The organism is Cohnella herbarum, assembly GCF_012849095.1.
Taxonomy (GTDB): Bacteria; Bacillota; Bacilli; order Paenibacillales; family Paenibacillaceae; genus Cohnella; species Cohnella herbarum.
Genome location: NZ_CP051680.1, coordinates 2,273,773 through 2,299,851 on the forward strand (window position 1 = coordinate 2,273,773; position 26,079 = coordinate 2,299,851).

General features: G+C 47.8%; 26 protein-coding genes and 2 tRNA genes. 12 read left to right on the top strand and 16 right to left on the bottom strand.

The window, feature by feature from the left end; all coding sequences use genetic code 11:
• Nucleotides 1-30 precede the first annotated feature (30 nt).
• On the top strand, nt 31-321 hold the full coding sequence (locus HH215_RS10245; RefSeq protein ID WP_254450431.1) for a hypothetical protein: 291 nt from the start codon (nt 31-33) through the stop codon (nt 319-321).
• Here HH215_RS10245 and gnd read toward each other — a convergent pair.
• Nucleotides 318-1,733: an NADP-dependent phosphogluconate dehydrogenase gene (gene gnd, locus HH215_RS10250; protein WP_169279816.1), complete on the bottom strand. Its 1,416-nt coding sequence runs from the start codon at nt 1,731-1,733 to the stop codon at nt 318-320. The two genes, HH215_RS10245 and gnd, sit on opposite strands and share 4 nt — an antisense overlap.
• 167 nt (nt 1,734-1,900) lie before the next feature.
• Here gnd and HH215_RS10255 point away from each other — a divergent pair, with 167 nt between their 5' ends.
• Complete coding sequence (locus tag HH215_RS10255; RefSeq protein ID WP_310735582.1) at nt 1,901-2,437, top strand: YceI family protein; 537 nt, start codon at nt 1,901-1,903, stop codon at nt 2,435-2,437.
• A 98-nt stretch (nt 2,438-2,535) separates the two neighbouring features.
• On the opposite strand, the gene HH215_RS10260 is transcribed toward HH215_RS10255, so the two are convergent.
• The 4 genes from HH215_RS10260 to HH215_RS10275 all read right to left on the bottom strand — a co-directional run bounded on the left by HH215_RS10260 (nt 2,536) and on the right by HH215_RS10275 (nt 6,583).
• Nucleotides 2,536-3,135: a YkzI domain-containing protein gene (locus HH215_RS10260; RefSeq protein WP_169279817.1), complete on the bottom strand. Its 600-nt coding sequence runs from the start codon at nt 3,133-3,135 to the stop codon at nt 2,536-2,538.
• Between the two features lie 187 nt (nt 3,136-3,322).
• Complete coding sequence (locus HH215_RS10265; RefSeq protein WP_169279818.1) at nt 3,323-4,480, bottom strand: ABC transporter permease; 1,158 nt, start codon at nt 4,478-4,480, stop codon at nt 3,323-3,325.
• Nucleotides 4,477-5,598, bottom strand: coding sequence for an ABC transporter permease (locus HH215_RS10270; protein WP_254450565.1), 1,122 nt, complete (start codon nt 5,596-5,598; stop codon nt 4,477-4,479). The genes HH215_RS10265 and HH215_RS10270 overlap by 4 nt, the downstream gene beginning before the upstream one ends.
• Nucleotides 5,599-5,638: 40 nt before the next feature.
• Nucleotides 5,639-6,583, bottom strand: coding sequence for an ABC transporter ATP-binding protein (locus tag HH215_RS10275; protein WP_169279820.1), 945 nt, complete (start codon nt 6,581-6,583; stop codon nt 5,639-5,641).
• A 160-nt stretch (nt 6,584-6,743) separates the two neighbouring features.
• On the opposite strand from HH215_RS10275, the gene HH215_RS10280 reads away from it, so the two are divergent.
• The 3 genes from HH215_RS10280 to HH215_RS10290 are packed head-to-tail and all read left to right on the top strand — an operon-like array spanning nt 6,744 to nt 9,244.
• On the top strand, nt 6,744-7,892 hold the full coding sequence (locus tag HH215_RS10280) for a sensor histidine kinase (RefSeq protein ID WP_169279821.1): 1,149 nt from the start codon (nt 6,744-6,746) through the stop codon (nt 7,890-7,892).
• 4 nt (nt 7,893-7,896) lie between these two features.
• Nucleotides 7,897-8,571 (top strand): response regulator transcription factor, encoded by a 675-nt coding sequence (locus tag HH215_RS10285; protein WP_169279822.1) that lies wholly within the window; start codon nt 7,897-7,899, stop codon nt 8,569-8,571.
• Between the two features lie 25 nt (nt 8,572-8,596).
• Complete coding sequence (locus tag HH215_RS10290) at nt 8,597-9,244, top strand: YktB family protein (protein WP_254450432.1); 648 nt, start codon at nt 8,597-8,599, stop codon at nt 9,242-9,244.
• A 525-nt stretch (nt 9,245-9,769) separates the two neighbouring features.
• On the opposite strand, the gene HH215_RS10295 is transcribed toward HH215_RS10290, so the two are convergent.
• Nucleotides 9,770-12,793: an efflux RND transporter permease subunit gene (locus HH215_RS10295; RefSeq protein WP_256376719.1), complete on the bottom strand. Its 3,024-nt coding sequence runs from the start codon at nt 12,791-12,793 to the stop codon at nt 9,770-9,772.
• Nucleotides 12,794-13,171: 378 nt separating this feature from the next.
• Complete coding sequence (locus HH215_RS10300; protein WP_169279823.1) at nt 13,172-14,347, bottom strand: MFS transporter; 1,176 nt, start codon at nt 14,345-14,347, stop codon at nt 13,172-13,174.
• Nucleotides 14,348-14,586: 239 nt separating this feature from the next.
• On the opposite strand from HH215_RS10300, the gene HH215_RS10305 reads away from it, so the two are divergent.
• Both HH215_RS10305 and HH215_RS10310 read left to right on the top strand, forming a co-directional pair.
• Nucleotides 14,587-16,059 (top strand): aminotransferase class I/II-fold pyridoxal phosphate-dependent enzyme, encoded by a 1,473-nt coding sequence (locus tag HH215_RS10305; RefSeq protein ID WP_169279824.1) that lies wholly within the window; start codon nt 14,587-14,589, stop codon nt 16,057-16,059.
• A gap of 123 nt (nt 16,060-16,182) precedes the next feature.
• Complete coding sequence (locus tag HH215_RS10310; protein WP_169279825.1) at nt 16,183-16,602, top strand: DUF1885 family protein; 420 nt, start codon at nt 16,183-16,185, stop codon at nt 16,600-16,602.
• A 98-nt stretch (nt 16,603-16,700) separates the two neighbouring features.
• Here the strand turns inward: HH215_RS10310 and HH215_RS10315 are convergent, their stop codons facing one another.
• From HH215_RS10315 to HH215_RS10325, 3 genes are all read right to left on the bottom strand, one after another.
• A complete protein-coding gene (locus tag HH215_RS10315; RefSeq protein WP_169279826.1) occupies nt 16,701-16,997 on the bottom strand; it encodes a DUF1292 domain-containing protein in 297 nt (98 codons plus the stop codon).
• Between the two features lie 115 nt (nt 16,998-17,112).
• On the bottom strand, nt 17,113-17,697 hold the full coding sequence (locus HH215_RS10320) for a copper amine oxidase (RefSeq protein WP_169279827.1): 585 nt from the start codon (nt 17,695-17,697) through the stop codon (nt 17,113-17,115).
• 169 nt (nt 17,698-17,866) lie between these two features.
• Nucleotides 17,867-18,067 (bottom strand): hypothetical protein, encoded by a 201-nt coding sequence (locus HH215_RS10325; RefSeq protein WP_169279828.1) that lies wholly within the window; start codon nt 18,065-18,067, stop codon nt 17,867-17,869.
• Nucleotides 18,068-18,254: 187 nt separating this feature from the next.
• Here HH215_RS10325 and HH215_RS10330 point away from each other — a divergent pair, with 187 nt between their 5' ends.
• Nucleotides 18,255-19,022, top strand: a complete 768-nt coding sequence (locus HH215_RS10330) for an MBL fold metallo-hydrolase (RefSeq protein ID WP_174887610.1) — start codon at nt 18,255-18,257, stop codon at nt 19,020-19,022.
• Nucleotides 19,023-19,224: 202 nt separating this feature from the next.
• On the opposite strand, the gene HH215_RS10335 is transcribed toward HH215_RS10330, so the two are convergent.
• On the bottom strand, nt 19,225-19,422 hold the full coding sequence (locus HH215_RS10335) for a hypothetical protein (protein WP_169278021.1): 198 nt from the start codon (nt 19,420-19,422) through the stop codon (nt 19,225-19,227).
• Nucleotides 19,423-19,607: 185 nt separating this feature from the next.
• Between HH215_RS10335 and HH215_RS10340 the strand changes: the two genes are divergently transcribed.
• Nucleotides 19,608-19,683, top strand: a tRNA-Val gene (locus tag HH215_RS10340).
• 120 nt (nt 19,684-19,803) lie between these two features.
• On the opposite strand, the gene HH215_RS10345 is transcribed toward HH215_RS10340, so the two are convergent.
• The 5 genes from HH215_RS10345 to HH215_RS10365 all read right to left on the bottom strand — a co-directional run bounded on the left by HH215_RS10345 (nt 19,804) and on the right by HH215_RS10365 (nt 23,591).
• Nucleotides 19,804-20,712, bottom strand: coding sequence for a hypothetical protein (locus tag HH215_RS10345; protein ID WP_169279829.1), 909 nt, complete (start codon nt 20,710-20,712; stop codon nt 19,804-19,806).
• A gap of 278 nt (nt 20,713-20,990) precedes the next feature.
• Nucleotides 20,991-21,623 carry an ArpU family phage packaging/lysis transcriptional regulator gene (locus HH215_RS10350; RefSeq protein ID WP_169279830.1) on the bottom strand — a complete coding sequence of 211 codons (633 nt, stop codon included), beginning with the start codon at nt 21,621-21,623 and terminating at the stop codon, nt 20,991-20,993.
• A gap of 826 nt (nt 21,624-22,449) precedes the next feature.
• Complete coding sequence (locus HH215_RS10355; RefSeq protein WP_169279831.1) at nt 22,450-22,638, bottom strand: DUF4177 domain-containing protein; 189 nt, start codon at nt 22,636-22,638, stop codon at nt 22,450-22,452.
• A gap of 140 nt (nt 22,639-22,778) precedes the next feature.
• Nucleotides 22,779-23,108 carry a hypothetical protein gene (locus tag HH215_RS10360; protein WP_169279832.1) on the bottom strand — a complete coding sequence of 110 codons (330 nt, stop codon included), beginning with the start codon at nt 23,106-23,108 and terminating at the stop codon, nt 22,779-22,781.
• Nucleotides 23,109-23,516: 408 nt separating this feature from the next.
• Nucleotides 23,517-23,591: transfer RNA gene (locus HH215_RS10365), tRNA-Gly, on the bottom strand.
• Between the two features lie 509 nt (nt 23,592-24,100).
• Between HH215_RS10365 and HH215_RS36020 the strand changes: the two genes are divergently transcribed.
• Genes HH215_RS36020 through HH215_RS10380 form a run of 3 tightly spaced genes read left to right on the top strand, consistent with a single transcriptional unit; the run spans nt 24,101 to nt 26,063 of the window.
• Nucleotides 24,101-25,480: a tail fiber protein gene (locus tag HH215_RS36020; RefSeq protein ID WP_217362289.1), complete on the top strand. Its 1,380-nt coding sequence runs from the start codon at nt 24,101-24,103 to the stop codon at nt 25,478-25,480.
• A gap of 19 nt (nt 25,481-25,499) precedes the next feature.
• Nucleotides 25,500-25,883, top strand: coding sequence for a hypothetical protein (locus HH215_RS10375; RefSeq protein ID WP_169279833.1), 384 nt, complete (start codon nt 25,500-25,502; stop codon nt 25,881-25,883).
• Nucleotides 25,884-26,063: an XkdX family protein gene (locus tag HH215_RS10380; RefSeq protein WP_169279834.1), complete on the top strand. Its 180-nt coding sequence runs from the start codon at nt 25,884-25,886 to the stop codon at nt 26,061-26,063.
• Nucleotides 26,064-26,079 lie beyond the last annotated feature (16 nt).

The window sequence follows — 26,079 nt, forward strand, 5'->3', positions numbered from 1 at the left end:
CGAACACATCGTCAAAGGTGATGCTGCATATTGGACAATAATCGAATGATCTCGCATTCCGAGCAACCGCTTCGCCGTCTACTAGATCCGTCATACCCTCTTTGCAGGGAAGACGTATTATGGGCGTTAGGCTTCATCAAGAAAAAAGTGGCCGACGGAGCGCCCGAATGGTCGGGGCTCGATCGGCCACAGCTGCTTGCCCATTTTGCCTGTTTCGCGGATATGGCCTTGTTGCTGCTGCATCGACGCAGTCCAAGCTCTCAAGAGACCGCGTGCTTCCGCGCGATGTTGGGCGAGTTCCTGCCGCGCGATTTAAACTAAGAGTTCATCCAGTTGTGGTGGAAGGAACCTTCTTTGTCCAAACGCTTGAACGTATGGGCTCCGAAATAATCGCGTTGCGCTTGCAGCAAGTTAGCCGGCAGACGCTCCGAACGGTAGCTGTCATAGTACGCGATGGCGCTAGCGAACGAAGGAACCGGAACGCCGTACGCGATGGCCGTGGACACGACTTCGCGCCATGCATCCTGATAGGACTCCACGATGTTCTTGAAGTACTCGTCCAGCAACAGATTGCGAAGCTGCGGCTCGCGATCGTACGCGTCTTTGATGTTTTGCAAGAACCGCGCGCGGATGATGCAACCGCCGCGGAAAATCATCGCGATGTCGCCGTAACGCAAATCCCATCCGTATTCGTCGGAAGCTGCGCGCATTTGCGCGAAGCCCTGCGCGTACGAGCAAATTTTGCTGGCGAACAGCGCCTTGCGCACGCTCTCGATGAATGCGGCTTTATCGCCTTGGAAAGCTTTCGTTTTCGGCCCTTTAAGCACTTTGCTTGCGGCAACGCGCTCTTCCTTCATTGCGGAGAGGAAACGGGAGAAAACGGATTCCGTGATGATGGATAGCGGCACGCCTAGATCGAGGGCGCTTTGGCTTGTCCATTTTCCTGTTCCTTTTTGGCCTGCGGCATCGAGGATAACGTCTACCATCGGTTTGCCGGTTTCCGGATCCTTCTGAGCGAAAATATCCGTCGTGATCTCGATCAAGTAGCTATCGAGCTCGCCTTTGTTCCATTCGCCGAAGATGTTGTGCAGTTCGTCCGTGGAAACGCCCAGTACGTCTTTCAACAATTGATAAGCTTCGCAGATCAATTGCATGTCGCCGTATTCGATCCCGTTATGCACCATTTTGACATAGTGTCCGGCACCGTCCGGTCCGATATATGTACAACATGGGTCGCCGTTCACTTTAGCGGAAATGCCCGTAAGGATCGGCTCTACTAAACGGTAAGCTTCCTCCGGTCCGCCCGGCATGATGGAAGGCCCTTTAAGCGCGCCTTCTTCTCCGCCGGAAACGCCCGTTCCGATGAAGTGGAAACCTTTCGCTTTAAGGTCATTGCTGCGGCGTTGCGTGTCGGGGAAATACGCGTTGCCGCCATCGATAATAATATCGCCTTGATCCAAATGCGGAATGAGGGATTCGATCGTTGCATCCGTTCCCGCTCCGGCTTGAACCATGATCAGAATTTTACGAGGTTTCTCAAGAGAAGCCACGAATTCTTCCACGGAATACGTTCCGACAAGGTTTTTGCCTTTGCCGTCCGTATTCAGCAAATCGTCCGTTTTCTCTCTCGAGCGGTTATATACCGCGACGGTAAATCCACGGCTCTCGATGTTGAGAGCAAGGTTACGTCCCATTACGGCTAAGCCGACGACGCCAATGTTTGCATTCGACATGGTTTTATTCATCCTTTTAGTACAAAATTTTCACAATAGGATTATTGTACTCTTTTTACGCGCAGATGAAAACCTCCATTTACTTTTCCATGATTGCCCATTTTCCTCTTGATTTTTTCGGTTACTTATTATTTAATAGTATATATAAAAAGTAAAGGGATGTGTTAATGATGGCAGCAACCACTTGGAATCTGGATAAGTCTCACAGCGGCATTACTTTCAGCGTACGTCATATGATGATCACGAACGTTCGGGGAAGCTTTAATGACTTCGAAGCGGCAGTTTCGGCCGACCAAGACAATCTTTCCGCCTTGGAAGCTACGATCACGATCGACGCCGCCAGCATCAACACCAAAGACGAAGGACGCGACGGACACTTGAAATCCCCGGATTTCTTCAATGTCGAGCAGTTCCCGCACATTGTTTTCAAGAAAACCGCTCTCGAATCCGCAGGCGGAGACGATTACAAGCTTACCGGCGATGTCTCGATTGCCGGCGTCACCAAATCCATCACTCTCAACACAGAGATTTCCGGGCCTGCTAAAGATCCTTGGGGCAACACGAAATTCGGCGTCGTCGCCGACGGAGTCATCAACCGTTCCGAATTCGGATTGTCTTGGAACGCCGCTCTCGAAACGGGCGGATTGCTCGTTGGAGATGCGATCAAGATCCACATTGAATTGGAATTCGCGCAAGGCAACTAATCGCCCTTCTCCATAACGGATCGATCAACAGAAAAAAGCGGAGTTTTCCTCTTTACAGGAGGAGCTCCGCTTTTGTTGTATGTGGGGGACGCCGCTTCTTACAGTTCTAGAAGCAGCATTTCGGTTCGCATTCCCTTTAATCTTTCCTTGCTGGCTTCGATGGTCTCCGGCCATTCATTCACGATCGCTTCGTGCAGAACGGCTAATTCGTAGTCGATTTCAAGACGAAGAACACCCGCTCGATGCTCGGCTCTTCTCGATTTGAAAGCCTGCACCATGTCTTCTACGGTAATTTGCGGTCTTTTCTGAAAAATAATCCGATGTTCCATGCCGGACACCTCCACGAGACGGATAATTTCACCGAACATGATATTCTCGATTCTAAGCACCTGACGATCGTGGAACCTCTTCACAATGGCGTGGCCGCGGGAATCGTTAATGAGCTTCTCGATCCATTGCGCCAGCTTCTCATCCTTGACCAGGTAATCTCCTACCATTTTGTAACGATTGAGCACCCTCAGGAACCTTAGCTTGAGAAGCCTCCGTCCCGTTCGCACGGATACGATAAATTGGTGCTCGTTCTCGTTCCAGTACAGGGAATAACCTTCCTGGATTAACTCTCGGATCAGATTCTGAATTTGGCGACGATCAAAACGAAGCTCCAGGTTGCAATATTCCACTTCATGGCTGCGGTTCACGGCCATCCCCCCTCCTGCGTTATCGCATGGTTTGAGATGTTGACCGAATTGTCTGAATATTGTGGCTTACTTCTATCTTATACTCCATCTTATGTTATGGCAACTTGGTTTCTTGACTATTTTCCTTCCTATTTTTTGCGAAAACAAACCCGCTACCGATTTCCGGGCGGGTTTCGTCGTTCTATTCTCAACTCTCGGCAGGCCTCAGAACGTAGGAGCCGAAGGCCAATAACACGGCGGCGAACAAGATCAGTATTCCAAGCTGCAATCCGATTTCTTGCAAGGAAGCACCGGATGAAGCTTGCTCTAGCGCAACGATCGCCCATCTCTGCGGCATGAAATGAGAGAGTTTCTGCATGAAGTCGGGCATCATCGTAACCGGCCAGAAACATCCGCCGAGCATACACGTCGGGATGACTACCAGATTGTTAATGCTGCTTAGATGGGCGGCATTCTTGACGATTGCGGCCGCGGCCGACGATATGCCTACCGCCGCGAGCAAGAAAAATTCCATGATGACGAGCAGCTTGCCGAATGAAACCCCGAAGTCGAATCCGAGAACGTAACGCGTTACGGCGAGAATAAGAACGAGTTGCAACGTTCCTAGCAGCAAGCAACCTAAGAAGTTGCCTAACGCGATTTCCCATGCCCTCACGGGAGCTGAAAATATACGGGCCATCGTCCGGTTACCGCGATCTTCCAGGATGCCATGAATGGATTGGTTCACCAAGATCATGACGAACATAAGCATCAACCCGATAACGAGAACATACGCGTTATTGTTAGGCGGAACGAGCTGTTCGCTCGTGACGGCAAGTTTGACCTTGTCCTGTTGTTCCAACAGTTGCCGAACGACATTGTCCAATTGCCCGGGAGCCGGGTCGGAATCGGCTGCAAGCTGGACGTTCCGGGCAAGCCGTTCCGTCGCATCCGTTAACGTGATGCCAAGCGACGAATTCCATAGCTGTTCATTCTTGCGAAACAGATTAACGGCCGTTTGCTCGCCCCGCAGCAACTTATCGGTGAAACCTGACGGGATATAGACCAATGCGCCCCATTTTCCGTCATATACCCCTTGCTTCAATTGCTCCAGGATTCCTTGCTTCCCATCCTGTAAAACAACCTCATAGGTGTCAACCGATCGAATAGAAACCAACACGTAGTCGCTTAACCAAGCCTGGTCTTCATTTAACACCGCGACTTTAACTTTATCATCCGACGAATTGCCGAATAAGCCCACGATGAGCGAAATAATAAGGATCGGTAGCAATGCCAGCACAAGAAAACCTTTCCGGGTACCCAGCGTTCTGCGAATGTTGAGATTAGCTATGATCAGGCTGCTCATGCAAGCGCCACCGCCTTCCTGAATCTAACGATTGACAAGCCAAGGAGAAGCGCCGTAATTACGCTCAGAATGGCGACAAAATGCCAGCTATCCTGCCAAGTCCCACCGGCCATCATCGTGCGAAGCGCTTCGTTAGCCCAATGGTTCAGCGTGAATTTGCCGAGTTGCCTAATTGTTGGTCCTAAATCTGAGATCATTCCGCCGCTTAGGAAGGTCATAACCAGGATGAGCAAGCTGAAAATAGAATCTATGGCTCTGCGACTTCGGATGAAAGACGCTAGAATAACCGCAAAACATACGGTAGCCATCGACACGAGCACGCAGATGAGAGCGATCCCGCCGTAATTCCCGCCCCAGTCGACGCCATATATTCCTTTGGTGAACAGTACGATAATGGCTGCTTGAATGAAAGCAAAGAAAATTACGCCCATTAGCTTACCGAACAGCATTGCGTTAAGCGAAACCGGCATCGCGTACAAGCGGAGCAGAGTTCCTTTATCCCGTTCCTCCGAAAGGCTAATCGCGCCAGTCATGCCGGAGTAGAGCAGGAACATGATCAAATAGGCGACGGAATAGTACTGCAAAGCCGAAAAGTTATTAAAATCCGCACTATCGCGTGCAACCAGATTGCCGATTTGTACGAGCTCGCGAGACGATGCTGACTCCCCGCTTCTGCTGATTTGTTCTTGGGAAAGCTCGGGAAGCACGATGGCAGCAGATTGCCGCAAGTTAACATCGGCTACGAATCGTTTAAGATTAGATTCAACGATCATATTCCGTTCGGTGAACTTCCCCGGATAATAGTGAAGACCGCTTTGATCTACCGCTATCCCGTAATCGGCCCTACCAGTGCGCAAGTCCTCCCGAACTTCTTCCTCGCTCTCGCGAATTCGAGGGCTTACATAAGCTTCGATGGACGACGAAGTAAGATATTTCACCGCCGCGTCGCCTAGAGGATCCGACCCTACTGCGTAAATCGACAACTTGACGGGTTTGTAATCGCTCTCCAGTGCATTACCTAACAGAAATATTAGCAGTAGCGGAAGCCCCAATAACATGAGGACAACGGTACGGATTCTAAATAATTGTATGACTTCGTTCCAAGCCATTAATAACACTAATCTCAAGGCAATCGTCCTCCTTCCGATAGCTTAAATCTTAAACGCCATCCCGCAACGTACGTCCCGTCAACGTCAAGAATAAGCTTTCCAGATCCGGTTCTACCCGGGTTAGCTTTTGCAGCTTCAAATCATGTTTGCCCAAGATGAACAAAATGTCCTGTAGGTAGGTTTGCGACTCTTGCAGTACAAGCTCAATCTGCGTCCCCTCCCTACGTTGGAAAGCGGTGACACGCGGATGTTTGCGGATTTCCGCAATCGCTTCTTCGGTCCATTTGTTCGTTTCGAGCATGAGCCTCTCTTTGAGTCCGGCTTGTTCGATAAGCTCTTCCTTAGTGCCATGCGCCACTAACTTTCCTTGGTCCATGATGCCGACCCTAGTGCTGATCGCTTCGACTTCCTCCATGTAATGACTTGTATAAATAATGGTAGATCCCATGGCGTTCAATTTTTTGACGGATTCCAGAATATGATTCCGAGATTGCGGGTCGATGCCGACGGTAGGTTCGTCCATAATAATTAGCTTGGGCCGATGCATAATGGCGCATGCGATATTAAGCCTTCTTTTCATCCCGCCGGAGAACGTATCCGGTTTGTCTTTGGCGTAATTCAGCAATCCGGTGAACGCAAGCGCCTCCTCTACCCGCTCCTTCAACAGACTGCCTTTTAATCCGAACAGCTTGCCGAAAAACGTAACGTTTTCCCTTGCGGTAAGCATGCCGTAGATCGCCAATTCCTGAGGCACCAACCCGATCCGACGCTTCACTTCAAGCGGATCTATCGCCGTTGAATACCCGTCTAGCGTAATTTCTCCCGAATCCATGCTTAGAAGTCCCGCTAGCAAATGAATTGTCGTGCTTTTACCTGCGCCATTAGGTCCCAACAACCCGAAAATCTCTCCTTGGGCGATATCTAAATTCAAATGATTTACGCTTAGTTTCGTGTCGTACTTCTTGACGACCCCATTGAATTGTACCAACGCCATGCTTGATTTCCCCTCTCCCGACTCGTTTATCTTATTGTAAGCAATCCAGCGGTTTCCCGCAGGTACCCTTGGTCATCTCTACGGGAAGACAGGAGGTGACAAAAGTCATTTTCACAATGTTATAATGTTCCTATCAGTTCCAATGAGAAGGAGCGTCTTCATGCGGCTACTGCTTGTCTGGCTAGTGCACTTACTCATCGTGCTGCCTGCGATCGCTACCATATACATTACCGCTCCCCCTTCCGAAGCTCTTTATGTTGGATCCATTTTACTGGCATTGCTTTCCGTCCGGGTTATAGAGATCATCCCGAAGTTCGCCATTGTATTACTACCGCTACAACTGATCGGATTCGGGTCGCTCGCGCATACGTATGGAGGCGTGCTCTATTTCCTTATCTACTCCGGTATGATATCCGCTTACCTCTATTTCCGTAAACCCTTAGAGATCGTAACCATTGTTATTTTGTCAGGGGTTATTCTAAATTCAGTTGCGATTACGGACAGCGCTCAGACGACGTGGGTAATGAATTTAATCTGGCTTGCTTTCCTCTTCCTGCTAAGCGCAAATTTTACGATAATTCGTAAACAAGCTGATCTGGAAAAAGAAATAGAAGTGTTGTTCGAAAGGCAAGAACATATCGAGCAAGAAAGAACAAGAGCGCTTGAATACGCCCGAAAGGTCGAAAATTATGCGCAGGTCCAAGAACGTGGGCGAATCGCGACCGAGCTTCACGACGACCTGGGGCACCGGCTTATTCGGGTGAAAATGATGACGGAAGCTGCGCTTCAGCTCATGGAGCACCATCCTCAGCAAGCCGTTCGCATGGTTGAGCAAGTTCGCGGGCAGTTAGAGGAAAGCATGAACAATATGCGTTATACCGTTCGCAAGCTTCAACCTGTCGAATCTCACGCCGACAGGAAATACGCGCTGCACCGTCTCATCGAAGACGCCGCGCGGGATATGCAGATAGACGTATCGTTCGAGCTCACCGGGATCCCCTTCCCGCTATATCCTAGCATCGAGTTCGTACTGTACCGAAATGCGCAGGAAGCGATAACGAACGCCGTTAGGCATGGCGGCGCTTCAACGGTGAAGATAGGACTTGATTTCTCCGAAAATGAAGTCATAATGAGCATCACCAACAACGGCAAGCTCCCCGAGTCCGTTTCTTATGGGATGGGGTTAACAGGAATGCAAGATAGACTTGCGGTCATTGGAGGACAGCTCCGGGTGTCGTTGGAACGCGGGTTCGTCATCTCGACGATCGTTCCAATCCAGGAGACCGGTCACCGAGCAGGAGGAGAATGATTTCATGATACAAGTTCTTATCGTAGACGATGACCCTTTTATCCGTGAAAGCTTGCAACTGATTCTAGACTTGGATCCCGAATTACAAGTTATCGGAACATGCGGGAACGGCGAGGAAGGCTATCAATTCGCCAAGTCCCATCCGGAAACGCAAATTGTCCTGATGGATATCCGGATGCCCGTGTGCGACGGAGTCGAAGGAACCCTTAAGCTTAAATCTCTGGATAATCCGCCTTCGGTGCTGATTCTGACCACCTTCGACGATGATGAATATATCGTTCAAGCTATACGCAATGGAGCTAACGGCTATTTGCTTAAGAACGTTCCGCCCGCGCGAATTATATCCGGAATCAAATCGGTGCACGAAGGTAATCATCTTATCCATCCGGACATTGCTCGCAAGCTCGCGGGCATGTTAAACTCTCGTGACGAGATGCTGTCGCTAGCAGCGGGAGCGGCGGCTGATCGTTCCGGTAAGGGGAAAGATCTCTCGGGTACAGGATTGACCGCGGCCGAACAAGATATCGTCCGGCACATCGCGGATGGCAAATCCAACAAAGAAATCGCCGGAGCCCTGTTCCTGAGCGAAGGTACGGTAAAAAACTACATATCGGAAATTCTAGGTAAGTTAGCGCTTAGGGACCGTACGCAAATTGCCATTTTCTATTTGAAAAATTAAACTACGCAGCAAGGGAGATTCTCTTATGAGCACACCTACTACAGCTATCGCATTTAGCGGATTCGACAATCGTGATTTCGAGGTATTCGAAATTGAAGGACTAGAGTCTCGAATGGAGGCTTTGATAGACAGGGTCCGTCCGAAGTTTCACCACCTCGGAGAACTGGTTACTCCTATGCTAGGAGCAATGTGCGAGGAAGAAATGTTCACGCATGTCGCCAAGCATGCTCGCAGAACCGTAAACGCGCCCAACGATTCTTGGGTTGCTTTCGCGAACAACAAACGGGGATACAAGGCGCACCCCCACTTTCAAATCGGGCTTTGGTCCACGCACGTGTTCGTTCAATTCGCCATTATCTATGAGTGCCCAAATAAGAACGTCTTTGCGGAACGTGCTCTGCGCGAACTGAATTCGATTCGCAACGCGGTTCCCGCTCATTTCGTTTGGTCCAAGGATCATATGATTCCGACAGGACTCAAACATAGCGAATTGTCGGACGCCGAGTTGTCGGATTTATTCGAACGCCTTAGAACAGTTAAAGCTTCCGAGCTCACTTGCGGAATTCACATTATGCGCGACGACAAAGTGCTCCAGGATGGCGAAGCATTCTTGAAGCTTGTAGACGAGACATACCGTACGTTGCTGCCGTTGTACCGGATGGCGTTTGCCTGATACTGAGGGGGAGGGTCAGCAACTGCGGACTGGTGCACCTTATGGCCATTATCCCCTTCGCTCAGCAACTGCCGCTTGGCGCTCCTTATGGCCATTATCCCCTTCGCTCAGCAACTGCCGCTTGGTGCTCCTTATGGCCATTATCCCTTTCGCTCAGCAACTGCCGCTTGGTGCTCCTTATAGCCATTATCCCCTTCGCTCAGCAACTGCCGCTTGGAGCACCTTATGACCATTATCCCCTTCGCTCAGATAGATACGCTGCAATTTCTTATACTGAGCGAGCGGGATAATGGTCAGAGGGCTGGAGCTGCAAGAGCATCCACTGAGCGAGCGGGATAATGGTCAGAGGGTTGGGGCTACAAGAGCATCCACTGAGCGAGCGGGATAATGGCCAGAGAGTTAGATCTGCCAGAGCATCTACTGAGCGAGCGGGATAATGGTCAGAGGTTGGATCTGCGGACATAGCAAAAGCAAAAAGGAGCCTAGCAGATAGATGCAGGCTCCTTTTTGCTTTTGCTTATGAAGTTATTCCGCCGCTACCTCGCGGACTGTCGTTGCAATCGTTTTGCGCTGATTAGCGGACTTGCGGAAATGAAGAAGCTCATAGATACAAGGAACGATGACAAGCGTCAGCAATGTCGAGACGACCAAGCCGCCAATAACGACGATGGCAAGGCTCTGGGAGACGATGCTTCCGCTTTCCGAAGAGCCGAATACTAGCGGCAGCATGGCTCCGACCGTCGCGATAGCGGTCATTAGAATCGGACGCATGCGCGTGCCTGCTGCTTCTAGCAAAGCTTCGCGAATCGACATGTTCCTGTCGATTTCGTTGTGCTTCACTCTGTCGATCAGAACGATGGCATTCGTGACGACGATTCCGATCAACATGACGACACCGAAGATCGCGGTAAAGTCGGGCGTTACTCCGGTTACGATCAATCCGAGCACTGCCCCGATCGGAACGAACAGAATCGAAGTCATAATGGCAAGAGGCGCTCTAAGCGTTTTGAACGTAATCACCATGATTAGGTATACGATACCTATGGAAACTAGCATCATGCTGAACAGGCTCATCATATCCGCCGATTGATCGGCGGAAGCGCCGCCTATGTTCAATTTGACTCCTTCTGGCGGCTTCACGTCCGCTAATTGCTTCTTGATCTCGGCACCTACGGCAGACAATTGAGACGGTTCTACGGAAGCCGATACGCGAACGTAGCTTTTGCCATCCTTGTGGAAGAACGTCGTCGACTGCTCGGTTTTAACCCATTTGGCCACGCTGGACACCGGCTTCGGTCCCGAATCCGTCATGACCGTTAGCGAGGATAGATCGGTTTCGGACTTCGGCTTCAAGGTTGGCTCCAGCAGAACCTGCACGGATTGCCCGTCGACGGTAATCGCGCCAATAGGAACCGGATTCAACATGCCCTGAAGTTGCATTGCGATATCTCCGGCCTTCGCTTCCGTCGGGTTGACTTGAAGCGTATAGACCGTTTTCTTCTCTTCTTGGTTACTCTCGACTTTAAGAACATCCTTGACCGGTTTGATCTTCGCGATGACTTCTTCTGCCGTTTTGCCGATGGAATCCAAATCGTTCCCCGTTATATCGACGAATACTTGCGTCGAGCTTCCGCCGGCCATGAAGTTGCCCGTTCCGGTATTCAATTCGGCTCCCGGATAGTTAGCGCGTTCGGATTTAACGGCTTCCATGACTTTCTCGGCATCGGCGCCTTCTTTCATTTTGAGCATGTAAGACACAAGAGTCGGAGAAGATACGGAACCGTACTTAGCGGCATCGGCGCTGTTGCCGTTCGCCAAAGTAACCCATTCCACTTCCTCCCTATTCATCAGGAAAGCTTCGAGTTTGCTTCCGTTCTCCATGACCTCGGCAACCGGCGTATCCGGTTTATATTCCAAGCTTACGGTTAAGTTTTCCGCGCTTGACGAGTCGATCGCACCTTTCGGCATCGAGATATACGTAGCGATGGAACCAATTAGCAGTAAGAAAGCCGCGATGATTGGAAGCCATTTGAAGCGCAGGTTCCATTCAAGTAATTTGACGAATCGTTTGGAAGGCTGATGCTCTTTGATCTGGGAATTGCGAAGCACGCCAGAGCTCATTAGCGGGATAACGGTAAGAGCGACGAGCAACGACGATAGTAGGGAGTAAGTCATCGTTAATGCGAACGGCAGCAGGAACGATTGCAGTCCTCCTCTTAGCAAGCTCATCGGCAAGAACACGGCAATCGTAGTCAACGTGGACGCCGTAATCGCCCTAGCTACCTCTTTGGTGGCATCAATAACCAATTCCGGCGAGAACTTTTCTTTCTGCAGCCGGCGGAAAATATTCTCGATAACGACGATGCTGTCGTCGACCAGGCGCCCTACGGCGACCGCGACTCCGCCAAGCGTAAGAATGTTAAGCGTGATGCCCGACAAATCCAACAGATAGAGCGTCATCGCCAATGAAAGCGGGATGGATACGATCGTAACCAATGTTGCCCGTACATTCCGCATGAAGATGAGGATGACGATCGTCGCGAACAGGGCTCCGAGAAGAACTTCTCTCATCATGCTGTTAACGGAATGGACGACTTGCTCTGACGTGCTTATCATCACTTTCAAATTCACGGATTTATTTTCTTCGTTATATTTCTCTATGATTTCGTCTACGCCCTTGCCAACATTGACCGCGTTAGAATTAGCGCCCTTGGAAATCACGAATTCAAGAGCGTCCTTGCCATCGATTCGGAACGTGCTTTCCTTATCGTCGTCGAACGTTACGTTCGCCACGTCTCCGAGCGTTACTCCTGCCGCTACGGGAAGCTTCTTCACGGATTCTACGTCCTGCAAGCTTGCGGAAACGTTCAAGTTGACGATCTGGCCATCCAACGTGCTTTCACCAACAGAAGCAGAAGCGCTTCGTCCCTGAAGGACGCCGTACAATGCTTGCAGAGGAACGCCTTTGGCCGCAAGTTTAGCGGCATCCGGAACGATGCTTACTTTCGGTTGCGATTTACCGGACATTTGAACTTCGCCAACGCCGTCTATCGCCCGGAAGTCTTCAAGAACCTGCTGTTCCAACGTTTCTTTCTGCGCATCGCTTACACCGTCGGCGAAAGTCAGCGTGACGAACGAAATCGGAATCATCGAAGTGTTGAACTGTACGACATACGGAGGGGACACGTTATCGGGAAGATTCACCGAGTTAACCGCCTTCTCGACTTCGAGTTTCGCTTCCTTCATGTTCGTGCTGGAATCGAAGTTCAAGTTCACTTGCGAGAAGCCGTCCCCTGAAGTCGAGAAGACATTCGTCTTTCCTTTGATCGCGGACAACGATTTCTCGAGTGGCCCCGTAACCGATCTGTCCATCGAAGAAGCATCGTATCCCGGTCCGATAACGGACACGGTTACTTGAGGATTATCCGCTTCGGGTAAGAACTCCATAGGAAGTTTGGTGTAGCTCAGAATCCCCATTCCTAAAACCATAATCACGATAATAATCATTGCTGCTTTGTTGCGAAATGCACCGTTAATGAAACTTTTCAACTTATTGTTCCCCTTCCACTCCAACGTTTTCTTGCTTTCAGCATAATGGAACAAACAGCATCTCGAGAAACGACTGAAGACCGGACTTCACCCTAGACTAAAGTCTGATCTTGACTACATCTGGTTTGTTTGGTTCCTCTTTCCACCACACCTAATATAAGGCGTGAGTATGAACCGGATGTGAACTGAACGATAGTCGTTCTATGATTCTCATTGTATCTGTCCGACGCGGATTCCGAAGGTGCAACGAGTCACCCTTCTCGAGTGACGAAAGTCATTTTCCACGTAAGCACCAAAAAAACCGAAGGCGATAGCCCCCGGTTTCGGTAGTAACGATGTTTATTTTCTGTTTAGACAGGTTAGGTCATGTTTGGCATGTTAGGCTTGAGCCTTCTGCCTCTTATCTTGCACTCGGAATTGAGCAAGTAATCCAAGAGCGGCAATCGAGAGAAAACCGGAGACGACGAATGGCAGCCAAGAAGTAGCTCCGAGCAGAGCCGCTCCGAGCAACGGACCGACGATTCGGCCCAAGCTATCCATAGACGAGCTTAGTCCAGACGCAATGCCTTGACCGACCGTAGTCTTCTGGGTAATCAGCGAGGTGACGCATGGTTTGATGAGCGAGTTGCCAATACCGAATATGCATAAGTATACGGTTGCCATTCCCCAGCTATTCGCGGTGAGCAGCAAGAAGAAACCCAAGGCGGAGATTAACAATCCGATCGCAATGTACTGCCCTTCTTGTCCTTTCTTCACCCGACGTCGCACGATGCCGCCTTGCACGAGAGCCCCCGCAAGACCGCAGAAGAAAAACATCATCCCTACTTGAAGCGGGGTTACGCCGAACTTTTCCATCCCGAACAATTGCAACGTTGCTTCCAATATCGCCAATGAGAAAGTAACGAAGAAGGCAAGAACGTACAAAAATTTGAGCGGTCCTTGGAAAGCCGTCCATCGAGAGATTTTCTTGGCCGCTTCTTTGGAAGCGCGGCGCTCCGGCGGAAGCGACTCCGGAAGTTTGAACCAAGCAGCGATAAATACGATAAGCGAAAGCGCGGCTGCCGCATAGAAAGGAGTATGGAGAGTAATTTCGCTTAGGAACCCGCCAAAACCGGGTCCGAACGTAAACCCTAGTCCGATGCTCATCCCAACGACGGCCATTCCTTTCGTTCGCTCATCCTCGGTCGTAATATCCGCGACATAGGCAACAATACAGGATACGACGGCACCAGAGAACAGCCCTCCCAGAATACGAGAAGCATACATAATAACGAGATTATCTCCCGATAATCCGAACAACAAGAAGCTGATCGCGAATCCCAAAACACCCGTCATAATGACGGGACGACGGCCAATCCGTTCGGATAACCCTCCCCAAACCGGACTAAGCAAGAACGACATCAAGGAATAGATCGCAAGCATCGCGCCCGTATGCCAATTCGCCGTCTCCTTGCTTGCTTCCGTCACCAATTCGGGGAGTACCGGAATAATGATGCCAAAGCCGATAAAAATCGTAAAGAGCATAAGTCCTACGATAGCTAGTTTGCTTTTCACGGAAAATTCTCTCTCCTCTGTCTTGAGCGATAAAACGTATAAATCAGATCGACAATCTTACTTGATCGTAGCATATTGAAGGCCTTGTTCCAAATCTGATCTATTGACGTTTTGGTGACAATCTTCGCTTCGATTAGACAGTTGTTGATTTCCCCCGCATTTTTGTTATACTCATGCTTGTTTGCACTACGCATTCGAACCCATCAGAACGCATGTTTCAGAAAGGCAGGGAACTTCTATTGGATCATAATCGTACTCCGTTATTCGACGCGCTGCGTTCCCACGCGAAGCAGAATCCAGTGCAATTTCACATCCCGGGCCATAAGAAAGGCTCAGGTATGGATCCCGAGTATCGCGAATATATCGGACAAAACATTCTAGACATCGACTTGATCAATATCGCGCCGCTTGACGACTTGCATCAACCGGTCGGCGTCATTCTCGAAGCGCAACAGCTTGCCGCCGACGCCTTCGGAGCGGATGCAACCTATTTCTCCGTGCAGGGCACGAGCACGGTCATCATGACGATGATCTTGTCCGTATGCGGTAACGGCGACAAAATCATCGTGCCGCGTAACGTACACAAATCGATTCTGTCCGCGATTATTTTCGCAGGCGCTCGTCCCGTCTTCCTATCTCCTGTCAGAGATACGAATCTAGGGATTGATCACGGCGTAACGACTCGTTCCGTTCGAAGAGCCTTGGAACGTCACCCGGATGCCTCGGCGGTTCTGATCATTAACCCTACCTATTACGGAGTGTGCGCGAATCTTAAGGAAATCGTCGATCTGGTACACGAATACGATGTTCCGGTGCTCGTCGACGAAGCGCATGGCGCCTTGATTCATTTTTCCGACGAATTGCCTTTGTCCGCCATGCAAGCCGGAGCGGATATGGCCGCAACGAGTATTCATAAACTCGGCGGTTCGATGACCCAGAGCTCGATTCTAAACGTTCGCAAAGGCTTGGTTAATCCGCAACGCGTACAAACGATTCTGAGTTTGCTAATGACCACTTCTACCTCTTACCCATTGCTTGCTTCTCTGGACACGGCTCGACGTCAACTGGCTTTGCATGGTAAGCAGCTTGCGGAACGGACCGTGAATCTTGCGAAAAAAGCTCGTTCGGCCGTTAATCAAATTCCGGGGCTATACAGCTTCGGCGATGAACTGCTTGGGGATGAAGCGACCTACGACTACGATCCTACGAAATTGACGATACACGTACGTCATCTGGGCATCACCGGATACGATGCGGAAAATTGGCTTCGGGAGCACTACAGGCTTGAAGTTGAGCTTAGCGACATGTATAACATCCTCTGTCTCATCACTCCAGGCGATGACGAGGAATCGATTGCGATCTTGTTGGAATCCTTAAAAGCGATGTCCGATGCTTATCACGCGGATACGAATGAAATTCCGGAAGTTATCGTTAAAATACCGGAAATCCCGCATCTCGCCCTCACGCCTCGGGATGCTTTCTATGGGGAAACCGAACTCGTGCCCTTCAAGGAATCGGCCGGTCGAATCATTGCCGAGTTCATATACGTCTACCCGCCGGGTATTCCAATTCTTCTCCCGGGCGAAGTCATTTCGCAAGAAAACGTCGATTATATTATCGATCATCTCGAAGTTGGGCTTCCGGTCAAAGGTCCGGAAGATCGTTCCGTCACGAACGTAAAGGTCATTATGGAAGAAACGGCGATTTCCTGATTTACGAAAGGGTCCGATACCCGAGCGTTCGAGTATCGGACCCTTCCTTTTTATGTTGCGCGTAACTGGTACCCGTTGCCAACAAAAGATGGAAATGCTATCATGAGCGTGGGGGTGGAACCGATGAGTCAAAGCGCTTACATTTCGCTTGTGCAAGGCTCGACCGTAGCCGAAATCGATCTGGACGCCGTTAAGGGACAGCTTCACCATTACCGGGAGCAAATGGCTTTAACCGGCCAACAGCTAGGCTGGGATTACGCCGATGCCGCGTTCCCGTATAGCATCGAGACTAAACCTGAAGCCAAAGAGCAATGGTTTTACCTGAAGGGGACTAATCCTCTCTACCGCTATATCGTTGTCGGAACCGGTACGCGGGAAGACAATGGTGCATCGGTACCTTATATTCACCTCGTCTTGCCGAACGATTCTACCCATGGGGACAAAGCGAAGGCGAACGAATTATGTAAATGGATCGGCAAACAACTGCAAGCCGAAGTGAAAATGTTTAACGGCCGTACGATCTATTTCAATCCTCGCAAATAATCAAAAAACCTATAAATAAAGCAGAAGCCAACATCCTCGGGGACGTTGGCTTCTGCTTTATCTTGCTGTAAATGACTCACATCGTAAATGACTGCTGCTTACCCGTTATCGTTCTCAAGGGCAGCCAACTCTTCATATACCTTCATGACCGTTTCCCATTCTTGATCGTCTTCGATGTTGACGAGAACTTCGTCTTCGCCCTCTTCTTCGACACGGAAAATAACGCCATCATCTTCTGGATCGTTACGGTCCAACAGAACGGCATAAGCGCGATCATTGGTTTCAAATGTGTACACGAGCACCATCTCGTGCTCGTTGCCGTCCTCATCCGTTACGATGAATACGGCTTCGTCGTGGTCATGTTCGCAATTCTCGTCGTGGACATGATCGCTCATGGCGAACCTCCGTTCAATCGGTTGATTTTACCTACTAACGTATCGTAACACTTCCGGTTACGGGGGTCAAACGAAAAACGCCTAAACCTACATGAGGTTTAAGCGCCGATTGTCATTAACTTTTGGAAGCGATCGTTTTCTCCGATACGACTTGGAAGGAAGTTTCTCCCGCGGGTTTCACCGAGAAGCGAAGCGTATAAATGCCCACCGAATCGAAGTTATAGGAGATATCTTTCATCGTAATCCAGAAATCGTTCTTGCCGTCAGGGAAATCGCTATCGCCCGACTTGCGTTGCTCGATAAGCGTCTCTTCCCCGTACGGATTCGCGATCGTTAGCTTTAATGCGCTTATTTCCGTTTTTAACGAGTCCACTTGGATAAACGTATTAAACTTGGCCGTCTTGCTCTGCTTAACTTCCGCGAAGATGTCGCTGCCCGAGCTTGTCAGCATATGCACGTTTGGTTTAAATACCGAAATCTTCTTGTCGCTATCGTCCTTAATCACGATGGCTTGAAGCTTATCCGATACGACTTGGGAGGAAATGTACGCCTTGTTGTCGACAATGACGCCATCGCTTCCTTCTTCCCACTTCTTGTTGACCAATACTCGCCATTTCTGTGTAACGGTATCCGCATAGGCGACGCTACCGCAGAGTAAAGTAAACGTTAATGTTAACAATATAAGTTTACGAGCTTTCATTATTCGCATCCTCCGTCTTCGCCGACTCACTTCCTCGTCTGTATTTGGTTATACCGACGGTCGGGCGGAAAGTTGCGCTTGAAGGTTAAAAATTTCTTAAGATTTTCTAATCCATGCTTCGACGCGGTATGTCGCATCGTAGCGAAGCTTGCGCTCGCCTGGGAAATGATCATTTTTTAGAGGGTAAAGTAAGCACGCAAGGAACGCCATAGCCGACCGATCCCGGTTCTTTCAAATGCTCCAAATAATCAAGCCCTCTTTTGCATGGGGTCTTGCACACCAGGCAAACATCGGAGGTCACGATTTTCATTTGCGCCCTTCGCTGTTCGGCAGCCGCAACGGATTTCTTCTTCTTGTTCACCTTCGACATCGGGATCTTCCTTTCGCTAGCGCATAGGAGAAAACAACTTCCCCTCAGACTATGCGAAATGCGCCCAGAACGTCACTGCCGCCAAATATGTTTTTTCGACAAAGCTTCTTACTTAACGAGGTAAATTATGGTACATTGATTAAAGTTATCGTTGAACATTACCGCATCCATTGTAGGGGGTATCGATATGAAAGTTCAAATGTTAGGTACGGGCAGCGCCTTTGCCAAAGCATTCCATAATAATAATGCTTTGTTCACCGTCGATGGCCGCCGCCTATTGGTGGACTGCGGAATAACCGCCCCCAAAGCGCTTCACGAGTTGGGATACAGCTTCAATGACCTGGATGCGGTGCTTATCACCCATATCCATGGCGATCACATCGGGGGCTTGGAAGAGTTTGCTTTTCAAATGAAATTTATTTACGGCCGTAAGCCGACCCTATATATTGCCGATACGTTAGCGGAGCCGTTATGGGAAAATTCGCTTAAGGGCGGACTTCAGCAGAATCCGTCCGATACGTTGAGCGATTACTTCGTGCTTCGCCCGATCGCGGAAGGGATCGTTCATGAACTCCTCCCCGGTTTGCAAGTGGAGTTGATCGCAACAAATCATATTCCGAACAAAGCCAACTACTCTTTGTTGTTTAACGGTTTCTTTTTCTATTCCGGGGATATCGTTTTCGATGGCGAATTGTTGGAGTCCTTAGTAAGCAAGCGCGGAGTACAGCTTATCTTCCACGACTGCCAATTACATCCGCCGGGCGTTGTTCATGCTTGCTTGTCTCAATTGCTGACACTCCCTGCTCATATCCAAGAGCGACTGTATTTGATGCATTATGGAGATGACCAACCGGAATTCATCGGGCGCACCGGTCTCATGAGGTTCATTGAGCAGCAGAAGACTTACGAGCTCGCTCGGTTAACATTTGCCGGACAATCCGGTATGATAGAGTAATACCACCGCACGAAAGGAAGTCATCCCTTGCTTGCCACGTTTATATTTGGCGCCATCATCGCCGTATTGTTAATCTGGATCGTCCTGTGGGTAACCAAGAAAGCTTATTCGCGCAAATGGGACGAAGAAGAATAAACGAATTTAGGGATGGCTGCGCGCCGACATCGGCTTGCAGCCATCCCTCTTTGCAATACGTATTGTATTAATTGTCGCTAAGCCCGAGCTTCGTGGTCGTCCCCTCGGTTCGTTTACTTTCCCATGACGGATAGGATTGCCATGTAAACTGCTTATCGTACTTCATCGAGTCCTTCTTCACAAATCGTGCAACCGCTGCCATCACGCAACCGATTAACCCGAACAGACCAATTAACCAAACCGTTAGCAATGCCGCGTCTCTCATCGCCGTTCCTCCCGCCGAATACCGTTGTTACATTTGTATGTCGGCTAAACGAGAAACATCCCTTTTTTTGCGAGAAATCCCGCCTTGAAACCTTGGCGTGAATTGTGTAAAAAAAATGTTGAAAAGTGATTGACTTCAGATCGCCAACTTGATATTATATTACTTGTCGCCGCGAAAAATAACATGATCTGATAGCTCAGCTGGGAGAGCACCATCTTGACAGGGTGGGGGTCACAGGTTCGATCCCTGTTCAGATCACCATACTTAAACGGCCAGAACTCTTACATCGTAAGGGTTCTTTTTTGTTTTACAGTTTTTTAATTTCATAAATAATGTTCTTTTTAGTTGCGTGATACGAATTTGATACGAATTGCATAATATCTAAACGCGTTCTTTTTGGTTTGTTATATTTTCCCAATTTATTGATGGATCTATTTTTGATTTATCCTCGTCGCTAAGTTTCGATAAGAAATTAAAGAACTTGTAATCAGAACTATCTATACAAATGTCCGCGTTCCCGTGAATCAGATCAAATAGTTTGTATTTAGAAAATTCATTAAAACAACTCTCCGGATCTCTAAGTCCAGATAATGAATAATAAAACAACGAAATTAATGCTTCAGAGGAGATGTATATTCTGAGGAAATCAGCATAAAAAATTGCTTCAGCACTAGTAAGGTTACTACGTCTTATCAATTCAAATATTTTATCTACATATCGATATAATTTATTAATACCATTTGAGTCTAACTCATCACGCATATTAAGGATTCCATCGAGATATTCATGAAACCTATATTTATAGACATAGAAAATTGTATTTGAAGCATTGTCACTCTGCCTTAACCTATTATATTCTTTTTCCAGTTTATCCTCAGAGATCACACATTTTACTTTTAATGAAGATATAGATTCCACGTATGCATCATATTTCAGATCAGGACCGAGCTCTTCCCTTACTCGATTAGTATCATGAAATCTTTGTAATTCTTTAAGCATAATAAAAAAAGTGTTTTCGAATCTTTGCTTATCTAACATTTCATTTTGTTTTTTAAATTCCAACCTTGATAATTCAAGTTCCTTTTTTTGACTTTTAAAAGTAGCATATGCTACAAGAAATGCACCTAAAGTTAGAAAAGGGACCGTAGATCCTGCTAACCAATCACCTACCGGTCCAACTTTCGCAATATCTTCGTCGATGTATTTATATAAGAGTACCGTGAAAATTGGTCCAACTCCTGCAACAATCAGTGCAATGAACGCTCCTTTTAAGAGCTTATTACTAAACATGTGAGACACCTCATCATTATATAATTTACGAGAGTTAAGATACGAAGATAGAATTACAATAAAAGTGATATTAAAAAAAAATAGCGATTGCACTACAAGATTCCCTCACATTCCTTAGAACAATATTGAAATAATGCTTTTTTATAATAATGTAATCAATTGGAAACAACTATAGTTTTGAGAATCAAAAAAAGCAGGAGCTCATGCGCCCCTGCCCTCACTTTTTTGGAATTTATTATGATTAGTTCCCTCTAACCACTTCCTAAACACCAGTTTGCTTATATAAAGTTCCCGGCCAGCTTCTCAAAAGCTTTCCATTTGAACTTGGTGAATGTCCCTTCGGCGATCCCTAGCTCGATCTGATACACCTGGTAATCGTAAATTTCTTCGTCCTGCATATATTTCAGTTTAATAATTTTCTTCTGCAGTTCCGGAAGTCTATTAACGCAGCGATCAACCTTATCAATAAACATATGCCTCATCTCAGGTTCATCTACATTCCGAATCGCGATGCTAGCCGTCGAATCACTTGTTAATCCCGTTGGACCGCGAAACCTTTCGTCGAAGCTCATTTGATTGCCGTCGACATCGACCGTTCCGTCCGGATTGATTTTTCCAGTTACTCCCTTAGATGCCTGCTTGAACTCGGTCGAAATCGACGATTTTTCAATCGTTAGCGTTACATCATCCCCAGCCAGCTTATAAAGCTCGAATGAATGTTCAACTGAAACATCACCTTTTACAATGAACTCCAAAACAGTCTTTTTTGTATCCTTCGTTTTTTTGCTGAATTCGGCAGTGATAGTAACGTCATCGATCTCATCGATTCGAAGTTCAACTACTTCCCGACAAAGCTGATTGCATGAGTTCCTTTTTCGAATCGATCGTTTGTTTATTGAATTATGCGTCAATAGTTGCTTTCATGGATAATTGCTCCTCTCAATAGTAAGTTATTTACTCGGATAATTTTGAATCGGAAGGAAACATTATTTCCGAAGGGTGGTGAATAGTGATGACCCATATTTCAAATGAGGACTTAAGAAAATAGTGGTCCCCTATGTAACACGAGAATTTTTTGATGAAAATCCCCACTTGTACAGAAGAGTCGCAAAAATCTATGTTGATGAAACAATCCACTATGCAAGTAAAGCAGCAGCGTATGAGATCCATTGTTAGATACGCTGAGGTACCTAACGAAATATAATTTTTAGCGAAAGTCTAATCAAGTCCTAGCCTGCAGTTGTTTCTTTTAGGATCTGTCAAATACTTATTTTTTGAAAATATCACTGTACTTTTTGCGAACCTATCCGTAGCGCATAAGCTAATCAATGAGACTGTTCAGCCCCGCCCGGCCACTCGGCTAAGCGGGGTTTTGTTTATAGAAAAACCCGCCAGCCGAAGCCAACGGGCTAATCAACTATGGATTTACTACATCATACTCGTCCACATCAAACGTAAGGATCTTATCGAAGATCACGTACTCGGCTCGTGACTTAAACGGCCCTTTGTTCCACGCTTTTACGAATTTATACTTAGCGAATCCAGATCCGGCGTCTTTAGCGTCATACCATGAGATGAATGCATTAACCTCAGCCATGGATAGATCGTATTCCTTTTCGAGTCCGTTGATCATAGTTACGGTAAGAAGTGTACGTCCTTCTGTCGTTGGAACGGGATAACCAAACATCTCCATTTCACCAATCGCAGAGTAATATTTAACTAGGATTTGTTATCACATTATGCCTTGCGCCTCTTAAATACACTAATAATCGCCAATGTAGTACCTCTAGAGTCAATAGTATAACTAGAGACTAGTTCCCAATTTTGCTCCCCAAAACTGTTTAGTTCATCATTGTAAGTTTCAACATGATCAACCCAACCACTTTGCATTTCCGTTTTATGAGTCATATATTCCCACTTTTCCAATCAAACTCCTCCTTCCCCAAGTCATACTTCGACAAAAAGGATGGCATTTCCTTTTATTCTAATTGCGCCCCAAGATGATTCCCATAGACCATTGCCCTCGAGCTTATTAGCCATAAACAAGCATAAGCATCACTCTTTTTTTATTTATCCGCCAAGCTCTTTTCTATAGTCCCCATAATCATCTTGCGATGTAGATCTAAATCGTTTTGTGAAATCTCGTGTTCATCGCGATGCCCGGAAAAAGAATACCGATACCGTCTATCGCCGATTGGACTATCTTGCACCCACATTTTATTAACCTTCATTACCTCTCGGGACTTCTCAAGCTCCGCCATGAGACTTCGACCTAGGGCCTTGGTAGCCATTAGTATAATTCCCCTCACAGCTTCTAACTCTTTTTTGGCATCTTCGACCAGTGTCAACAAAGCGATGTGAGCATTAAGTGAAATGACGGGATCAAAACCACTCATATAATGGATCACCCTTTACTTTTGGTGTTCTCATTATACACGAACGTTAGTTCTTATATCCAATCTAGTTTTCGATACACCGAAACCTTCAACCGACACTCGGAAAGGAAGCTTATCAGGCATCCCCAAAGCGCGAATCCGTCCGGACAGAACGGTTAAAGGCTTCGATCTAAAAACGGCCATTATTGAAGCTGGCCGCATGCGCTGCCGATCCGAACCTTATAGACGCTTGGCATCAACGTCCAAGGAGTGAGCATCCCACCCTGCTGGCACTTACCCCTGCCGGCAGTCAATGTTGTCAGAAAGGGGTTTGGGATGATTTGGGGAGATCCGGCGTAACGATAACGAGAGTTCTCAAGATCTTATCTACGATATGCAATGATGTATTGAGCTCTCAGGAATAAGTGATGGAGCGGACAGCGGGAATCGAACCCGAAGTAATCGACTTGGAAGGCCGAAGCATTACCTTTATGCTACGTCCGCAAATTGAGAAAGCCAGCGCCGAACCCACTTGGAGTTCCCACCGACCTACTTGAATCTTTATGCGCCGCTCAACTTCCCCGTCCTTAACTCCCTCCTATGGGAAGGGTAGGTTTGACTTAGAGCCTTGGACTTTTACACGCATGGTAAATCTCTGTGGATCATAGGACTCTCACCCATGAATGGCAATCCTCAAATTGCCGCTTGTTTGGTTTTACCTCTACGTTCCGTTTATCTTCCGGCACCCACAGTTATACAAAATCGGAACCGCTGTCGGAGCTTTCACCGCATAATAAAAAGCCATCCTGAAACGATGGCTTTTCAGAGCGCCTTCATGCCCCTGCGGTCCCCTCTGTTCGGTTTTCCGATGATTTAAATATACCATGATCAAAGTACAATAACACATAATTAGGACTCAAAAAAATCTAAATTATTCCTCATTTACTCATATTGTCGTACGTTTGCCACCAATAGGTGATAGGAAAATAACTGGAGACAAGGAGTTGAAGAAAATGCCTGAACTGACCTCGCATATTGGTTTAAAGAAACCTTTGAAGACCGAAATAGCGGACATAACCGTATTGAATGAAAACATGGATGTGATCGATCTGGCTATTGGGGATCTAACGTCGGTGCCGACTATTGCTAAGGATGCGGCCGGGGCGATTACGGAATTATTCGAAGCTCTTGAAAATGCCGACATCCCCGACGCCACGCTGACGACAAAGGGTAAGGTGCAACTCTCCAGCGCTACGAATAGCACAGCCGAGAATCTAGCGGCGACGCCAAAAGCAGTTAATGATGTCATGAACGTGGCTAGCACCGCTCTGCCTAAGTCGGGCGGACAAATTACCGGGCTGTTACGCGTAGAGACCACTGGTCGCGAGATCAGCGCCGGATCGTGGGTTGACTTGAGCGCTAACAGTAGCGGATACGGGCTAATTGCACAAAATTGCTACACGTCAAATAGCAACGAGTACCGTTTTAGCAATAGTCACGCAACTATGGGCGCGCGCGGAATCAGGTTTAATCACGCCTCGATTACGATGGAGTATTTTGACACTGGCGCGATAGCAACGACGGCTGACGCCATTTTTACGCCGACTTGGATATCTATGCGTCCGGACACGGCTGCAACGGCTAATCGTACTGTATTGCGCGACTCCGCCGGTCGGGCCAAGGTGGCTGCTCCTGTAGCGATGGACGACATTGCTAGGTTAGCAGAGGTTAACACGCGATTACCATTATCAGGTGGCAATATGACGGGGCCACTAAACACTACAGGAAGCGTTGGAGCTATATCAAGTGCGGGAGGTGGGGCGCAATTTAGCGTGAATAGTGATGGTACCCCTGGAAGCGCGGCATTTGCTATGTTTCACAGACCGGGATTGTTTGCGGGTCACTTTGGTATCGATACCGATAACAAATGGAAAGTCGGCGGTTACAGCGCAGGTGCAGTAGCGCATGAGCTGTGGCATGATGGACGATTACGAGTTAACGCAAACAAACTTCAGTTCTATAATGGGGGGGCGTGGAATACAGTGGCAGGATACGGAAGCGGTAAAACAGGGACGAGCGTTATCAACGCTGAAGTAGCAAAAACCGTACTAGTAATCAATGTTAGTGGCCAAGGCTCTTTGAAGCAGCTAGCAACTTACTCCAATGTCGGCTTGAGCTATACGACACAAGTTATTATTGACGGGATTCTTGTGTATGAGGTCGCAGTAGCAGGAGAAAATAGATTATTGTATCACACCCCTACTGGGTTTGAATACAACGAGAAAAGGAATTTTGATCTGGCTTTCAATAGTAGTTTAGTAGTACAAGTTATTGTACCTATTGCAGGCGCCGGATATTCTGTAACTGCTCGTTATGCTTACGAAGTTTTATAAAATGTGAGGTGATACCAAAATGTCAGAGAGTACAAGGAAGTACGTTGAAAACGGAATTGTATTTGAGGAAATTATCGGTGAGACTTATCGTTCAGTGCACGCTCTTGGTGGGTTGACGAAAATAAACACGCAAAGGCTTGACTCAAATACTGTTGTCGATATAGCCTACGTTTTTAACAATGAATTGAGCGAATATATAGAACAATCTCGAACAGAACGTCCTGACCCATTACCATTGGAACCTGGCGAACGAATAACCCAACTCGAAAACGAGTCCGCCATGCTGACGCTCGAACTCGTCGATACGCGAATCAGGCTAGACGATACGGAGCGCCGGTTAGAGCAGTCAGAAACGGAACAAGCAGCGCTATTACTCGAACTCGCGGACAAGGGGGTGCTCTAAGTGGATTGGTATGGAACGGTAAAGCGACTTTACGATGCTGGACGGTATCACCCGGAAGACGTCGCTAAGTTTGTCATTGCGGGAAAGATCAACGAGCAGCAGTACGAGACGATTACAGGTGAAATATTTGAAGCTCCGCAACCTAAGCGGGGCCTATTTTATAGGATCGGTTTACGATAATAATTTTTCAACCCTC

What these genes read in the sequence shown, in the direction of transcription:
- HH215_RS10275 (WP_169279820.1), bottom strand. Translation starts at nt 6,583, where the DNA reads ATGGCGTTGGTACAATTCAATGGGGTCGTCAAGAAGTACGACACGAAA.
- HH215_RS10255 (WP_310735582.1), top strand. Translation starts at nt 1,901, where the DNA reads ATGATGGCAGCAACCACTTGGAATCTGGATAAGTCTCACAGCGGCATT.
- gnd (WP_169279816.1), bottom strand. Translation starts at nt 1,733, where the DNA reads ATGTCGAATGCAAACATTGGCGTCGTCGGCTTAGCCGTAATGGGACGT.
- HH215_RS10265 (WP_169279818.1), bottom strand. Translation starts at nt 4,480, where the DNA reads ATGAGCAGCCTGATCATAGCTAATCTCAACATTCGCAGAACGCTGGGT.
- HH215_RS10330 (WP_174887610.1), top strand. Translation starts at nt 18,255, where the DNA reads ATGAAAGTTCAAATGTTAGGTACGGGCAGCGCCTTTGCCAAAGCATTC.
- HH215_RS10280 (WP_169279821.1), top strand. Translation starts at nt 6,744, where the DNA reads ATGCGGCTACTGCTTGTCTGGCTAGTGCACTTACTCATCGTGCTGCCT.
- HH215_RS10360 (WP_169279832.1), bottom strand. Translation starts at nt 23,108, where the DNA reads ATGAGTGGTTTTGATCCCGTCATTTCACTTAATGCTCACATCGCTTTG.
- HH215_RS10315 (WP_169279826.1), bottom strand. Translation starts at nt 16,997, where the DNA reads ATGAGCGATCATGTCCACGACGAGAATTGCGAACATGACCACGACGAA.
- HH215_RS10335 (WP_169278021.1), bottom strand. Translation starts at nt 19,422, where the DNA reads ATGAGAGACGCGGCATTGCTAACGGTTTGGTTAATTGGTCTGTTCGGG.
- HH215_RS36020 (WP_217362289.1), top strand. Translation starts at nt 24,101, where the DNA reads ATGCCTGAACTGACCTCGCATATTGGTTTAAAGAAACCTTTGAAGACC.
- HH215_RS10285 (WP_169279822.1), top strand. Translation starts at nt 7,897, where the DNA reads ATGATACAAGTTCTTATCGTAGACGATGACCCTTTTATCCGTGAAAGC.
- HH215_RS10320 (WP_169279827.1), bottom strand. Translation starts at nt 17,697, where the DNA reads ATGAAAGCTCGTAAACTTATATTGTTAACATTAACGTTTACTTTACTC.
- HH215_RS10290 (WP_254450432.1), top strand. Translation starts at nt 8,597, where the DNA reads ATGAGCACACCTACTACAGCTATCGCATTTAGCGGATTCGACAATCGT.
- HH215_RS10310 (WP_169279825.1), top strand. Translation starts at nt 16,183, where the DNA reads ATGAGTCAAAGCGCTTACATTTCGCTTGTGCAAGGCTCGACCGTAGCC.
- HH215_RS10345 (WP_169279829.1), bottom strand. Translation starts at nt 20,712, where the DNA reads ATGTTTAGTAATAAGCTCTTAAAAGGAGCGTTCATTGCACTGATTGTT.
- HH215_RS10325 (WP_169279828.1), bottom strand. Translation starts at nt 18,067, where the DNA reads ATGTCGAAGGTGAACAAGAAGAAGAAATCCGTTGCGGCTGCCGAACAG.
- HH215_RS10375 (WP_169279833.1), top strand. Translation starts at nt 25,500, where the DNA reads ATGTCAGAGAGTACAAGGAAGTACGTTGAAAACGGAATTGTATTTGAG.